The organism is Ruegeria sp. B1, assembly GCF_056535885.1.
Genome location: NZ_JBQFJA010000001.1, coordinates 299,693 through 313,219 on the forward strand (window position 1 = coordinate 299,693; position 13,527 = coordinate 313,219).

A 13,527-nucleotide genomic window follows, 5' to 3' on the forward strand; every position below is an offset into this window, starting at 1 on the left:
GCTACCTTAAATCGAAAGCCCAAATAAATCTGTAATACCCCAAGTCATGCAGTCGGTCGGTGTCGCGTTATCGTTTTCACAGAACTCTAAGCCGTCCAATTTTGCCGGATCAAGATCAGTTAGTTCCACCTCAAACTCTGTTTCTTCCAAAGGATCTATCCAGATTTGAGTTGCGGCGAAATACTCCAATTCGGCACCCTCATCGTCGTGGATTACAACGGAAATCCGCAACCAAGTCGTTACATGGTCGGGGGTCTTGTTCTCCAAAACGCCGCCCCAATTTACTACCCCATTTTTTGTCAGAGGCCCTGCACGCCCTATGGCATGATCATTGTGGTAAAGGCGTTTCTGGAATGCGGCAACGCATGTTGCTTTGACGGCCTCCGAAGAAAGAAGCTCACTGTCCGAATAGGACATGCAGGTTTCTACGCCCTTCAGTGTGCCCTTGTTCGTGGCCTCGTTAATCGTTCGTTGCACCGGTTCAAAGCCGACAACCAAAGCTACCACTAGGCAAAACAGCCCCCCAATCAGAAAATTCTTCACTCGGTTGATTCCCATAAATCTCTATTATCAAATCGGCGAGTTTTAAGTGGGTGGTCTAATCTCACTGAATGGCAGGCGTAGATTTCCTAGCACCCCTACTCCCCCTCCAACTGTAACCGTAAATCCCGCAGCACGGGCAACGTACTGCGGACGCGCTCCAAACCCAACTCTCCGACCACCCGGTTAATCAACGGCGCAATCGAGGAAATGGCCTGATCGCGCGCGCGGCGACCGGCGGGGCTGATCGCGACCATCTTGCGGCGGGCGTCGTCCCAGTCGGGGCGGATGTGGATGTACCCGGCCCATTCCAGCTTGGCCAAGGTGTTGGTCATCGCCCCGCGCGTGACGTGGAATGAGCTGGCCAATTGCGCCGGGCTGCGTTCGGCTCCAACAAAAGCCAGATGGTTCAGCACCGAGAAATGCGAAATCTCCATGCCCTTGGGCAGCACCCGGCTCAGCCGGTTGCGCAACAGTTGGTCAGCGGTCAGGATCTCGCTGAACAGCGTGACCGCCAAGGCATTGTGTTCGTCCGTCATGGTCCGGTTCTGGGTCAGGGCCCGTCAAAGGGCCGCACGTGCTGCAATGAGGGCACGCGGCGGCGCGCCTCTGTCACAGAACTATCATCCAAATCGAAAAAGTGAATGCCCGGATCGGTGCCTGCGTCGATCAGCACCTCGCCCCACGGGGCCACAACCATGCTGTGGCCATAGGTAAATCGCGTCTTTCCACGGGTTTTCGGATGTTCTCCGGTCTGGGCGGGGGCAAGCACCCAGCAACCAGTCTCGATCGCCCGCGCGCGCAGCAGCGATTCCCAATGCGCGGCCCCGGTGACCGGTGAAAACGCGGCTGGGACTGTGAGGATGCGTGCACCCGCTTGCGCCAATGCCGCATAGAGCTGCGGAAAACGGATGTCGTAACAAACGGTCAGACCAACCTTTCCGAACTCCGTTTCGGCGATCACGGCTTGATCCCCAGGCCGGTAATTCCTGGATTCGCGAAACGTTTCGGTTTCGGTGACCTGCACATCGAACATATGAATCTTGTCATACCGCGCCACGATCTCGCCTTGCGGGTCGATCATGAAGGATCGGTTGGCAAAGCGCCCATCCGGATCGTGGGTTTTGACCCCAAGCGAGCCGATCAGCAACCAAACACCCAACGCGGCGGCCTGTTGGCGCAGACCTGTCAGAGTGATGTCCTCTTCTTCGTGCTGCAAGACGTCACGCTGCCGGGTCGTGCTGGTCGACACACAGTTCGTGACCTCTGGCGTCAGTATGAAACGCGCGCCCTTATCAGCGGCCTGTGTCATCATGGCACGGACCATGTCCAAGTTTTGGGACGGGTCATCCGACGAGGTGATTTGCAGCAGCGCCGTTTTCATCAGGCAGCCAGCAGGCTATCCAGTTTGCCCTGACGGTCCAACTCGTACAGCTCGTCGCAGCCGCCAACATGATCGGCACCAATGAAAATTTGCGGCACAGTGTGTTTGCCGCCGGCGCGGCTGATCATTTCAGGCTTGCGTTTGGGGTGCAGCAGCACGTTGATTTCTTTGAAGTCAACGCCTTTCTGTTTCAGCAGGCGTTTGGCCGCGTGGCAAAAGCCGCACAACGGTGATGTGTAGATTTCAACCGGTTTCATATTCCGTCCCTATGGGTTTCGCATGACTTTCGGCGAATTAGGTACTCTTGGCAACGCGCGCCAGCACCAACACGAAAATATGATTTGCACCTGATGCAGTGCAAGCGCGCGCGCACTCGGCCAGCGTCGCGCCCGAGGTCATGACGTCATCGACCAGAAGAACACCCCGCCCCTTTAGTTTGTTTTTCCGCCTTGGGTGTGACGAAATGGCGCCGCTAAGGGTTTCGACGCGTTCCGCTGCACTTTTTCCGTCCAGAACCGGCGTCCGAGAATGTCGTTGCAGCAAATCAGGGCAGACGTCCAGCCCGGTTTCGCGGCTGAGATGCTGGGCCAGCAGAGCCGACTGGTTGTAGCGTCGCTTGATCAGGCGGGACCAGTGCAGCGGGACAGGAGCGATCAGCATATCGGGATGGAACAGGTCGCGCCCCGCCTGCGCCATCCAGCGGGCCGCAGGGCGGGCCAGTTCGGGCCGATCCCCGTGTTTCAGGGCCAGAATCAGAGATCGGGCGCGTCCCTGGTACAACAGCGCCGCGCGTCCGGCCCGCCATGGGCGGGGCGTTTTGAGGCAGTCGTCGCATTCAATTCGGTGGCCGTCGGCGGCACCCGGAACAGGTGTTCCGCAGCTCTCACATACCGTGCCACCAATAAAGGGCGTGTCGCGCCAGCATGATCCGCACAGGCCAAAGTCTGACTCGGTCAGCTGCCCGCAGCCAAGACACCGCGGGGGGTAAACCAGCCTGAGAGCAGTTTGAACTCGCTGCCAAATGCGATAGTTGCGACCTATGAAACTGCCTGCGTCCAATGCACCCTCATTGTTTAATCGACCGATTCTGGCCCAGCGACGCGCCCGGGTCCGGGACGACGCCCTGTTCCTGCACCATGCCGCTGTCGACGAGGTGCAGGATCGGCTGTCTATGGTTAACAGATCCTTTACGGATCCGGCGATTGTGACGCCTTTTCCGCAGCTTTGGGGCGATATGATCGATGGTGCCTCTATCATAGCCGATGACGAGATACTGGACCTGAACGCGGGACGTCACGATCTTGTCGTGCACGCGATGGCTCTGCACTGGGCGAATGATCCGGTTGGCCAAATCATTCAATGCCAAAGGGCCTTACGCCGGGATGGGTTGTTCTTGGCCGTGTGTCTGGGCGGGGAGACCCTGCACGAGCTGCGCGCAGCGCTGGGTCAGGCCGAAATCGAAGTCACCGGCGGGCTGAGCCCTCGTGTTGCTCCGATGGCCGAACTGCGCGATCTGGGCGCCTTGCTACAGCGGGCAGGCTTGGCTTTACCCGTGGCTGACGCCGCCTCTCTGACGGCCGAGTATCGTGATCTGGTTCATCTGATGCATGATCTGCGTGCAATGGGTGAGACCAATGTCCTGTCGAACCGCCTCAGGCACACCACACGGCGGCAGGTGTTTGACAGAGCACAGCAGATCTACAATGACCACTTCGCAACACGCGACGGGAAGCTACCCGCAACCTTCGAACTGATCTGCCTGACGGGGTGGTCCCCTGATGACAGCCAACCAAAACCTCTACGCCCCGGATCAGCGCAAACGCGTCTGGCCGACGCGTTGGGCACGGATGAGGGCAAACTGCCCGATTGACGGGCCCACATTTCCCTTTATCTCAGGCCAGAACTCGTAAAGTCAGGAAGCCCCAATGTTTGACGCCACCCGCCCAGTGCACGCGCCCGCCGACCATCCCAAAGTCAAGATGGGACGTGTCGGTATCCTGCTGGCCAATCTGGGCACGCCGGACAACTATACCTATTGGCCCATGCGTCGCTATCTGAACGAGTTTTTGTCAGATCAGCGTGTCATCGACTATCCGGCGTGGAAATGGCAACCGATCCTGCAAGGCATCATCCTGACAAAGCGCCCCTTTAGCTCGGGCGCGGCCTACAAATCGATCTGGAATCACGACAAGGGCGAAAGCCCGTTGATGACCATTACCAAGGATCAGACCGCAAAGCTGCGCGACGCGATGCAGGCCCGCTATGGCGATCAGGTGATGGTGGATTTCTGCATGCGCTACGGCAACCCGTCCACCAAATCCAAGGTCCATCATATGGTGGCCGAAGGATGCGACCGGATTTTGTTCTTTCCGCTCTACCCGCATTATGCGGGCGCCACGACCGCAACGGCAAACGATCAGTTCTTTCGGTCTTTGATGGAAGAAGCCTGGCAGCCGGCCAGCCGGACGGTACCGGCCTACTATGAGGAGCCGACTTATATCGAAGCTCTGGCGCAATCGGTCGAGCGCGCATACGCCGAAATGGACAGCAAACCAGATATTCTGGTCTGTTCGTATCACGGCATGCCCGAGCGCTATCTGCAGCAAGGCGATCCCTATCACTGCCAGTGCGCCAAGACTTCGCGCCTGTTGAAAGAGCGCCTTGGCTGGTCGGACGATCAGATTGTATCGACCTTCCAGTCGCGCTTTGGCCCCGAAGAATGGCTCAGGCCCTACACCGTGGACCACGTGGCAGACCTGGCGCGAGAGGGCAAAAAGAACATAGCCGTAGTCGCGCCGGCGTTTTCTGCCGACTGCATCGAAACGCTGGAAGAAATCAACGAAGAGATCAAGGAAAGCTTTGAAGAGGCGGGTGGCGAGAGTTTCACCTATATCCCCTGCCTCAACGACGACGATTCGCACATTGCTGCACTGAGCACGATCATCGAAAACAACCTACGGGGGTGGCTGGACTAACCCCGGGCATCATTCGAGCATGAAAAAAGGCGGTGGGAAGATCCACCGCCTTTTCTCTAGATGACTGGCGTCAAATTAGCTTGCTGCGACAGCTGCGGCCACAACGACCAGCAGGATCAGCGGCAGCAGGATGCCCTGAGAAGTGCCCTGCGTCTCTTCGACAACAACAGGTGCTTCAACAACCGGCTCTTCCAGGTTGCCCGCATATGCGGTCGAAGCTGCAGCAGTCAGAGCAGCGGCGAGAACGAGTTTTTTCATATTAACCTCCAGAATTTGCGCGATTCCTTTACCCGGAGCCGCACACCTAAGACTTACCTCGTGAGTTTTTTCTAATCAGCAAAGCGGCGAGATTGCAATTGCAACTTGTCCTGCAAGCGGGTTCGTGCGCCAAAATGTCGTCAAATTAGCAACACTTGCGTGCCGACCTTCGCCATAGAAAACAGCTCTTGGATGTCTTCATTGAACAGGCCGATACACCCGTTCGACGATCGACGGCCAATCTTCCGGGTGTCATGCGTTCCGTGGATTCGATAATACTTCCAACTCAGATATAAAGCATGTGTTCCCAAAGGGTTATCCGGTCCAGGCGGAATATAGTCCGGCCATTCCGGATTTCTTTTCTTCATAGAAGGTGTCGGAGCCCAGCTGGGACCTTCGACTTTGCGGATCACGCTGGTGCGTCCTCGGCGGGTCATTTCTTCGGTCAGGGGCACCGAGGACGGGTAGAGCTTGTATACGGATTGGTCATCGGACCAGTAATGCAGCGCCCTAGACACTGTGTCGACCAGAATGGCCCCGTTGCGGGTGTTCGAGAAATAGGGTTGCCAGTCCAGCGCCCGAAAACCTGAAATGTTGCGACGCACGGCTGGTTCTTGCTCGGGCGCGGGGCGCAGTGGGTCACCTGGGATGTACTGCGCTATGGCGGGCGACGCCAACGCCGTTGCCGCGCCAGCCAGAAAACCCCGGCGGGTGGATGAAGGAATACGTTTCTTGACCATCTCGAGCGGTCCTTTGCTATGGCAAATACTGAAATCCGGTCCATTTTATTGCCAGAATGCTTCAGTCGCAAATCAAACCGGCAGAATCACGCGAGAAGTGACCATTGTGCATTTGCTCAGCACGATCAGGCACGCTATGCCCGGTTACAGCACAATAATCAGGTCGATCATGACGCGTATCGTTTCTTTACTGTTGATTTGCTTTGTCGCTTTGGCGGCATGTACGGACACTCGCCCAACTGCCTTGGGCGCAGATGGCCAGCCTTTGCCGACAGTCTACAAAATCCGCGGCAACCCGGAAAAGTTGCAATTCCGGATGCTAGATTCGGTTAATGCGCTGCGGCAGGCCTCGGGTTTGCAGGCCGTTCAACTCAACGCCCAACTCAACGCCGCCGCTGCCACGCACTCCAAGGACATGGCAAGACAGAACCGACCCTGGCACTTCGGGTCCGACGGATCCTCGCCTTTGGATCGCGCCCAACGCGTCGGGTATTTCGGGACTTTCCTGGGCGAGGCGATTTCGGAAACCTACGAAACCGAAACCGAAACGTTGGCCGCCTGGATGCAGGAACCCGGACCCAGATCGGTCATCATGGACCCGAAAGCCACACAGATGGGCTTTGCCTGGCACCAGGAAGGCGGCGGCAAGATCTGGTGGACGCTGGAAATGGGAACCGGCGGGTAAGGAACTGCCGTTTTGAAGCAAGCAAGCCCCAGTTTTCGGGGGCTTTTTTTCATAGCTTATGCGGCTTGCATGGATTGGGCTTCAGTCAGAATTGCATAGAGCTTAACCGGATCCAGGTTTGCACGCAGCTTACTGCAAACCGATGTGTCCCGTAGCGTCCGGGACACCAGCGCCAGCGCCTTGAGATGGTCAACGCCCGCGTCTTCGGGCGCAAACAGCGAAAACGCGATATCTACCGGCTGACGGTCAACCGATCCGAAATCAATGGGTTTTTCGAGCATGACAAAAACGCCCGAAACCGCCTCAAGCCCAGTTAGTCGGGCGTGTGGTAGAGCAACGCCATGGCCCACGCCGGTGGGCCCAAGGCTTTCACGCTCCAAAAGGCAATCGACCACGGTCTGAGCATCAAGGCCCAGTGTGGTGGATGCAACATCACCGATTTCCTGAAACAGCCGCTTCTTGCTGGAAGCGGCGGACAACACACGTACTGCTTCGGGCTTCAAAATGCTCGAAAGCTCCATGATCATGCTCCATTGGCATTGCCCCTGCCACAGCAGGGGCGTGCCTCGTTCTCATTGCCTGTTAAGGATCGATCCAGCCGATATTCCCGTCCTTCCGACGGTATACGACATTCAACCCATCCTTGTTCTCATTCCGGAACACCAGCACCGGGGCACCGGCAAGTTCCATCTGCATTACGGCCTCACCGACACTGAGCGACGGAATCTTGGTTTCCATCTCAGCCACGATCATGGGCTGCAGTGATTCAGGTTCGTCGGCCGTCTCCGATTCGTCAGAGGCGAGGATATAAGAGGACGCTCCGAAGAGTTCAACCGGCTCCGCGCGATCCTTGTGGTGGTCCTTCAAGCGGCGCTTGTAGCGGCGCAATTGGGTCTCCATCTTGTCGCAGCAGCCCTCGAACGCCGCATAGATCTCAGTTGCGTGCGCCTTGGCCTGCGCGGTCAGACCGGTCGAAAGATGCACGGTGGTTTCGCATACATATTCATGCGCTGAACGGGAAAAGACGACATTGGCATCTGTTGGACGCTGGGCATATTTGCCCACGACTTCGCCCAGTTCGGTCTGCACATGGGTCTGCAGGGCCGCGCCGATGTCGATCTGTTTTCCGCTGATTTGGTAACGCATGTGATCTCCTTCACAATTCACACCCATTTCTGACGTCACGTCACGTGTCGCGCTTGTTTTTATCGGGTGGGGGATATCGGCATAAACCCGGATTGTCCCAGACTCTGCCCTTCAATGAAGGGACATCGAGATCCAGACTGGAACCGAAGAAATGCCATGGCCTAATTGAGGCAAGAGACGGCGGAAGAGTCAATCGAAACAGGGCGTGTATATACGCGAAATCCGCCCATAAGCCGCGCGCATTTTGTCGCAAGGTCATGAAATCCGGAAATTTTCGCCAAGATAGACCCGGCGCACGTTTTCGTTCTCCACAACTTCGTCCGGTGTGCCCGACATCAGCACCTGCCCGTCATGCAGGATGTAGGCGCGATCAACGATTTCCAGCGTTTCGCGGACGTTGTGATCGGTGATCAGAACACCAATTCCACGCTTCTTCAGATCAGCCACCAGATGCCGAATGTCTCCGACACTGATCGGGTCGACACCAGCGAAGGGTTCGTCCAGCAAAAGATACTTGGGATCAGCCGCCAGGCAGCGTGCAATCTCGACCCGACGACGTTCCCCGCCGGACAGGGCCAGAGCGGGCGCCCGACGCAGATGTTCGATGGAGAAGTCTGACAACAACTCTTCGAGCCGTTCTTTACGGCGGTGCGCGTGATTGACGGTGATATCCAGAACCGACGCAATGTTGTCTTCGACGCTCATGCCACGAAAGATTGACATTTCCTGCGGCAGATAGCCGATCCCCATGCGCGCACGGCGATACATCGGCAAGGTCGTCACATTCTGCCCGTCAATCGTAACGGTTCCCGCCTCAGGGAACACCAGACCCGCTACCGAATAGAACGTCGTGGTTTTACCCGACCCGTTGGGACCCAGCAGGGCCACAACTTCGGACCTGTCCAGGGTCATGGACACATCGCGGATGACCGTCTTCTTCCGGTAGGACTTGCGCAGTTTTTCGATCTTCAGACCCAAACTGCCTTGGGCGACGGAGAGGCTTGGTCTGGCCATCAGTTTTCGCCCTGCTGCAGAATGGTCTTAACGTTCCCATTCATCGTTGCCGTGCCTGCCGTCAGATTCGCGGTCATCTGGTCGCCGCTGATAACACTGGGCCCCTGAGTCAGCAGCACGTTGCCTTTCATCACGATCACACCGGATTCGATCGTGTACTCGGCATAGTCGCCTTCGGCGGCATCGGGGGGGCTGACCAGAACCACGTTCTCGGTCGCTTCCATTCGTTGGATGGCCGAGCGATCCTGGTTGTAGATGACAAGCACCCGCTCTGCTGTCAGGCGCATTTCGCCCTGAACGACAATTACGTTTCCGACAAATTCGGCAGATCCGTTTTCCTGGTTCACGTTCAAGGTTTCCGACGTCACTTCGACCGGGAGGCTCGGGTCCGCCTTCACCGATCCGAACGCTACCTGCGCTTCCTGAGCGGTTGCAGAAACAGAACCCGCCACCAAAGCAATGCAAACAATAAAAGTACGAAAATCAAACACGTGTTATCTTTCTTCTTTTGCCGGTTCGTATACCAGCTTCACGCCATCTGTAAAAAGAATATGGACCGGACCATCCTCTTTTTCCGTCCCAAATGTCATTCGGCCCGCAGAAAAGTTTCCGATGGCTCCAGTGCCATTCACCCGGCCCGGTGTGTCGCCCCTTATTTCGTCCAGCGACGTGTTGAGAAGATCGGTCGTCACCTGAATTCCGTCGGTTGTCGTGATCAGGACGTCGCCCACGAATGTTGCAACTCCTTTGTCCGGGCTAATCCGACCTTCGTTGGAATCGAGCGTTATGACCCCGCCATTCAGCAACCCGAACCGCCCGCGAAACTCTGCGGCTGACGGCACGGAGCCCTCTGTTCCCTGCGTAGCCTGCGTCGCCTCTATCTGAACATCTTCACCCTTGCGGGTCGTGCCTCGGTAATAAGGTTGCGTGACTACCTGACCCGCCAGACGCTCGTCGATATCCTTCTGCGTGAATGGGACAGACACATCCGTTTCGATGCTGCGCGACAGCAGGAAAACAGTGGACAGCAGGAGGATCGCCGCCAGTGGCAACAGCACCTTGAGGAACTGTACCCATCGGGAATGACGATCCACCTCGGCCTCCCTCACCCCAGCCCGACGCGCAGGCAGTCATGGATGTGCAAGAGGCCCTGTGCCCTACCCGGATTGTCGGGATCAACCACAAAAAGAGAGGTGATCTTGCGATCGTTCATGATTGCTACAGCTTCTTCAGCCAGCGCATCCGGGGCAATGGTTGTTGGGTTTTGCGTCATGACTTCTTTAGAAATTTTATCCAGCAACCCATCCATATGGCGTCGCAGGTCACCATCGGTAATGATACCGCTCAATGCTCCGTGCCCATCTGTGACCCCTGCAACACCGAACCCTTTTTGACTGATTTCAATCAGCGCATCGCTCATCGGCGTATCCGACGCAACCAAAGGTAGCGCACTACCCGTATGCATCAGGTCACGCACTTTGCTGAGTTGGGCACCGAGCTTCCCCCCCGGATGGAAGTCACGAAAGTTCTCGGGCTTGAAATCCCGATACTTCATCAAGGCAATCGCCAATGCGTCGCCCATGGCCAATGTCAGGGTCGTTGAGATTGATGGCACCATCCCAAAGCCGCAGGCCTCGCCCAAAGACGGGATCAGCAGATGCACATCCGCCTGTTTCATCAGCGTGCTTTCGGGTTTGCTGGACAACCCGATCAGCGGAATTCCAAATCGTCGGGTAAAGGCCAGTAGGTTAGCCAGTTCCGGCGCTTCGCCAGAATTCGAGATCGCCAGCACGACGTCACCTTTGGAAACCATGCCCAGATCGCCATGGCTGGCCTCCGCCGGGTGCACGAAATAGGCGGGCGTTCCGGTGCTGGCGAGCGTTGCTGCGATCTTGTGTCCAATGTGGCCGGATTTGCCAATTCCGCTGATGATGATGCGACCGGTTGCCTGCAGGATCAGCTGCACGGCCTCGGCAAAGGGCACATCCAGACTGTCTGCCAAAACGTCTAGGGCCCGGGCCTCGTCGGTGACAACTTGCTTGGCGGTTTTCAGGAAGGACTCGTTATCGGTCATGAGTGCGCAAAGATATCTGTTTCGGGCCAGCCTGCGAGGTCCAGCTTCGCACGCATCGGCAGGAAGTCAAAACAGGCCTGCGCCATTTCGGTGCGACCCTCGCGCTCCAGACGTTTGTTCAACTCATCGCGTAACCGGTGTAGGTACAGTACATCAGACGCGGCATAGTCCAGCTGAGCGTCGGTCAGGGCCTCGGCGCCCCAATCACTCATTTGCTGCTGTTTGGAAATATCGATGCCGATCAGTTCCTGACACAGGTTTTTCAAGCCATGCCGGTCGGTGTAAGTCCTGACCAGCCGACTGGCGATCTTGGTGCAAAAGACCGGCGCGGCCAGCGCGCCAAAGGTATGATACATCGCGGCAATGTCGAAGCGACCAAAGTGAAACAACTTCAGAACGTCCGGGTTTTCCAGCATCGCGGACAGGTTCGGGGCAGAAGTCTGTCCCTTTTCGACCTGCACGATATGGCTGTTACCATCACCGCCCGACATTTGGATGACGCACAGGCGGTCCCGGTGTGGATTCAGCCCCATGGTTTCACAGTCGAGGGCCACAACAGGACCCAGATCCAACCCATCCGGCAGATCGTTCTTGTACAAATGGTTCGCCACGAAAACTTCCTTTGTGTGGTATCGACCCCGAGATAGGCGGTTTGGCGTGCAAACTCAACGCCATGGGTTTGAGACGCGCCATCGAGCGCCGGGTCATTTGACTTTATCCCCATGGGGAGGATAAGGATATTGCATGAAAGATACCCCGCATCAATCGCACCCGCAAATCACCGCGCGTCTCAGGCGGGCGCATGGGCATTTGGCGAAAGTTATCGCGATGCTTGAAGATCAGGCGCCTTGTTCGGACATCGCCCAGCAGCTTTTTGCCGTCGAAAAAGCAATCACCAATGCAAAGCGTGTTTTGATTCAGGATCACATCGACCATTGCCTGTCGCCCACCGACGGAGAGCCAAATGTCGAGGATTTCAAGACCATTACAAAATACCTGTAACCAATGCTGAGTGTTCTTCGGAATCGCACCTATCGCCATTTGCTGGCAGCACAGGTCGTTGCCTTAACGGGCACCGGCCTTGCCACAATTGCATTGGGGCTTTTGGCTTACGATCTGGCGGGCGACGCGGCGGGACTGGTTCTTGGCACCGCACTGACCATAAAGATGGCAGCTTATGTCGGGATCGCCCCTTTGGCTGCGGCGATTGCAGAACAGGTCGACCGGCGTAGAATGCTCGTGCTTTTGGATTTGGTGCGCGCTGCTGTCGCAATGTGCCTGCCTTTTGTAACCGAGGTCTGGCAGGTCTACGTCCTGATCTTTGTGTTGCAATCCGCGTCCGCCGGTTTCACACCGGCGTTTCAGGCAACGATCCCTGACGTTCTGACGGATGAACACGACTATACACGGGCGTTGTCACTGTCCCGTCTCGCCGTCGACATGGAGAGCCTTTTGAGCCCGATGCTGGCCGCGGCACTTTTGGTCTTTCTCAGCTTTGATACGCTGTTTTGGGGTACCAGCCTGGGCTTTGCTGCGTCTGCTATTCTCGTCGTCTCGGTTGTTCTCCCTTCTCCTAAGGTGACCAGAAGACGGGGCGTTTATGACCGCACAACGCGGGGTATTCGAATTTACCTTTCGACGATCCGTCTTCGCGGATTACTGGCGCTCAGTTGGAATGCGGCGGCCCTCAGCGCGATGGTCATCGTTAACACGGTGGTCATCATACGCACCGATTTTGGCCTGTCCGAAAGTGCTGTTGCGATTGCACTTGCGGGCTTTGGCGGCGGATCAATGTTGGCGGCATTTGCTTTGCCTCCGCTTTTGGACAGGTTCCAAGATCGCAACGTCATGCTGAGCGGCGCGGCCATTGGAACCCTGGCTATGGCATCCGCCGCGATTTTGTCGGCAACTACGCCGATGTCACTGATGATGCTTACCGCCTTATGGTGTTGTGTCGGATTTGGGTATTCCACAACCTTGACGCCCTCTGGCCGTCTTTTGACCCGGTCCGCCCGCCCCGAGGATCGACCGGCGGTGTTTGCAGCCCAGTTCACGCTGTCCCACGCCTGCTGGCTGATTCTGTATCCGTTGGCGGGGTGGTTGATGACCCGGTTTGGCGCAACCTTTGCCCTCGCGTGTATGACCATCGCTGCGGTGCTGGGTTTGACCGTGGCCGTGATCATCTGGCCCCGGTCGGACCCGGCGCCGGTCTCGCATCAGTCTTGAGCAGAGGCGCGAACCTGAATTACACCGGACAAACCACAAAACGGAGAGCGCATGGATCAGCTTGACCGCCGTATCATCGCCGCCCTGCAGCACAACGCTCGCGAGTCGACCACCAAGATCGCGGCGAAACTGGGCGTGGCCCGGACCACCGTGCACGAGCGAATCAACCGGATGCAGGACCGTGGAGTGATTGCAGGCTATTCTGTGGTGCTCAACAGTTCCGACGACGCCCCAAAGGTTCAGGTCATTGTTCTGCTGGAGGTGCAACAGAAAGAAACCACCCGCATCATCAAACGGCTCGAGGCGTATCCCGAAGTCAAACTCTGCCTGTCGATCAACGGCGAATTTGACCTCTTGTTGTCCGCCGAGGCGCCACGGATCGAAGATCTGGACATTCTCGTTGACGAACTGGCAAAGATCCCGGGTGTCCTGCGCACCAACACAAGTGTTGTTTTTGGTCGGCGCATCGACCGAAACTAACCAGC

General features: G+C 57.0%; 20 protein-coding genes. 6 read left to right on the forward strand and 14 right to left on the reverse strand.

Going from position 1 to position 13,527, the window contains the following annotated elements:
• Positions 1–6: 6 nt before the first annotated feature.
• The 5 genes from ACR3ES_RS01480 to ACR3ES_RS01500 form a co-directional block, all read right to left on the reverse strand.
• Positions 7–558: a hypothetical protein gene (locus tag ACR3ES_RS01480; protein WP_170433935.1), complete on the reverse strand. Its 552-nt coding sequence runs from the start codon at positions 556–558 to the stop codon at positions 7–9.
• An 80-nt stretch (positions 559–638) separates the two neighbouring features.
• Positions 639–1,079, reverse strand: a complete 441-nt coding sequence (locus ACR3ES_RS01485; RefSeq protein WP_170433937.1) for a MarR family transcriptional regulator — start codon at positions 1,077–1,079, stop codon at positions 639–641.
• A gap of 14 nt (positions 1,080–1,093) precedes the next feature.
• A complete protein-coding gene (locus ACR3ES_RS01490; protein ID WP_170433939.1) occupies positions 1,094–1,924 on the reverse strand; it encodes a carbon-nitrogen hydrolase family protein in 831 nt (276 codons plus the stop codon).
• Positions 1,924–2,181: a glutaredoxin 3 gene (grxC, locus tag ACR3ES_RS01495; protein WP_170433941.1), complete on the reverse strand. Its 258-nt coding sequence runs from the start codon at positions 2,179–2,181 to the stop codon at positions 1,924–1,926. Before grxC ends, ACR3ES_RS01490 begins: the two co-directional genes overlap by 1 nt.
• Before the next feature lie 37 nt (positions 2,182–2,218).
• Positions 2,219–2,983, reverse strand: a complete 765-nt coding sequence (locus tag ACR3ES_RS01500; protein ID WP_480424681.1) for a double zinc ribbon domain-containing protein — start codon at positions 2,981–2,983, stop codon at positions 2,219–2,221.
• Between ACR3ES_RS01500 and ACR3ES_RS01505 the strand changes: the two genes are divergently transcribed.
• Together ACR3ES_RS01505 and hemH are read left to right on the forward strand one after the other, a co-directional pair.
• Positions 2,964–3,794 (forward strand): methyltransferase domain-containing protein, encoded by an 831-nt coding sequence (locus ACR3ES_RS01505; protein WP_170433943.1) that lies wholly within the window; start codon positions 2,964–2,966, stop codon positions 3,792–3,794. The two genes, ACR3ES_RS01500 and ACR3ES_RS01505, sit on opposite strands and share 20 nt — an antisense overlap.
• Before the next feature lie 55 nt (positions 3,795–3,849).
• Positions 3,850–4,899, forward strand: a complete 1,050-nt coding sequence (hemH, locus tag ACR3ES_RS01510) for a ferrochelatase (protein ID WP_170433945.1) — start codon at positions 3,850–3,852, stop codon at positions 4,897–4,899.
• Positions 4,900–4,974: 75 nt separating this feature from the next.
• On the opposite strand, the gene ACR3ES_RS01515 is transcribed toward hemH, so the two are convergent.
• Complete coding sequence (locus ACR3ES_RS01515) at positions 4,975–5,157, reverse strand: hypothetical protein (RefSeq protein WP_170433947.1); 183 nt, start codon at positions 5,155–5,157, stop codon at positions 4,975–4,977.
• Positions 5,158–5,297: 140 nt separating this feature from the next.
• Entirely contained in the window at positions 5,298–5,897 is a 600-nt protein-coding gene (locus ACR3ES_RS01520) for a L,D-transpeptidase (RefSeq protein ID WP_170433948.1), read from the reverse strand.
• A gap of 169 nt (positions 5,898–6,066) precedes the next feature.
• Here ACR3ES_RS01520 and dalA point away from each other — a divergent pair, with 169 nt between their 5' ends.
• Positions 6,067–6,582: a divisome-associated lipoprotein DalA gene (dalA, locus tag ACR3ES_RS01525; RefSeq protein ID WP_170433950.1), complete on the forward strand. Its 516-nt coding sequence runs from the start codon at positions 6,067–6,069 to the stop codon at positions 6,580–6,582.
• 56 nt (positions 6,583–6,638) lie between these two features.
• On the opposite strand, the gene ACR3ES_RS01530 is transcribed toward dalA, so the two are convergent.
• The 7 genes from ACR3ES_RS01530 to ACR3ES_RS01560 form a co-directional block, all read right to left on the reverse strand.
• On the reverse strand, positions 6,639–7,103 hold the full coding sequence (locus tag ACR3ES_RS01530; RefSeq protein WP_170433952.1) for a PTS sugar transporter subunit IIA: 465 nt from the start codon (positions 7,101–7,103) through the stop codon (positions 6,639–6,641).
• Positions 7,104–7,164: 61 nt separating this feature from the next.
• A complete protein-coding gene (gene hpf, locus ACR3ES_RS01535) occupies positions 7,165–7,728 on the reverse strand; it encodes a ribosome hibernation-promoting factor, HPF/YfiA family (RefSeq protein ID WP_480424683.1) in 564 nt (187 codons plus the stop codon).
• 255 nt (positions 7,729–7,983) lie between these two features.
• On the reverse strand, positions 7,984–8,742 hold the full coding sequence (gene lptB, locus ACR3ES_RS01540) for an LPS export ABC transporter ATP-binding protein (protein ID WP_170433956.1): 759 nt from the start codon (positions 8,740–8,742) through the stop codon (positions 7,984–7,986).
• On the reverse strand, positions 8,742–9,233 hold the full coding sequence (locus ACR3ES_RS01545; RefSeq protein ID WP_480634675.1) for an LptA/OstA family protein: 492 nt from the start codon (positions 9,231–9,233) through the stop codon (positions 8,742–8,744). Before ACR3ES_RS01545 ends, lptB begins: the two co-directional genes overlap by 1 nt.
• A 3-nt stretch (positions 9,234–9,236) precedes the next feature.
• The gene (locus ACR3ES_RS01550; RefSeq protein WP_170433958.1) at positions 9,237–9,836 is read right to left on the reverse strand and encodes an LptA/OstA family protein; all 600 of its coding nucleotides are present in this window, start codon (positions 9,834–9,836) and stop codon (positions 9,237–9,239) included.
• 11 nt (positions 9,837–9,847) lie between these two features.
• Positions 9,848–10,816, reverse strand: a complete 969-nt coding sequence (locus ACR3ES_RS01555; protein WP_170433960.1) for a KpsF/GutQ family sugar-phosphate isomerase — start codon at positions 10,814–10,816, stop codon at positions 9,848–9,850.
• The gene (locus ACR3ES_RS01560) at positions 10,813–11,427 is read right to left on the reverse strand and encodes a ribonuclease D (RefSeq protein ID WP_170433962.1); all 615 of its coding nucleotides are present in this window, start codon (positions 11,425–11,427) and stop codon (positions 10,813–10,815) included. Before ACR3ES_RS01560 ends, ACR3ES_RS01555 begins: the two co-directional genes overlap by 4 nt.
• Before the next feature lie 133 nt (positions 11,428–11,560).
• Here ACR3ES_RS01560 and ACR3ES_RS01565 point away from each other — a divergent pair, with 133 nt between their 5' ends.
• Genes ACR3ES_RS01565 through ACR3ES_RS01575 form a run of 3 tightly spaced genes read left to right on the forward strand, consistent with a single transcriptional unit; the run spans position 11,561 to position 13,522 of the window.
• Positions 11,561–11,818 (forward strand): metal-sensing transcriptional repressor, encoded by a 258-nt coding sequence (locus tag ACR3ES_RS01565; RefSeq protein WP_170433971.1) that lies wholly within the window; start codon positions 11,561–11,563, stop codon positions 11,816–11,818.
• 3 nt (positions 11,819–11,821) lie between these two features.
• Positions 11,822–13,042 (forward strand): MFS transporter, encoded by a 1,221-nt coding sequence (locus ACR3ES_RS01570; protein ID WP_170433973.1) that lies wholly within the window; start codon positions 11,822–11,824, stop codon positions 13,040–13,042.
• A 51-nt stretch (positions 13,043–13,093) separates the two neighbouring features.
• A complete protein-coding gene (locus ACR3ES_RS01575; protein WP_170433975.1) occupies positions 13,094–13,522 on the forward strand; it encodes an Lrp/AsnC family transcriptional regulator in 429 nt (142 codons plus the stop codon).
• Positions 13,523–13,527 lie beyond the last annotated feature (5 nt).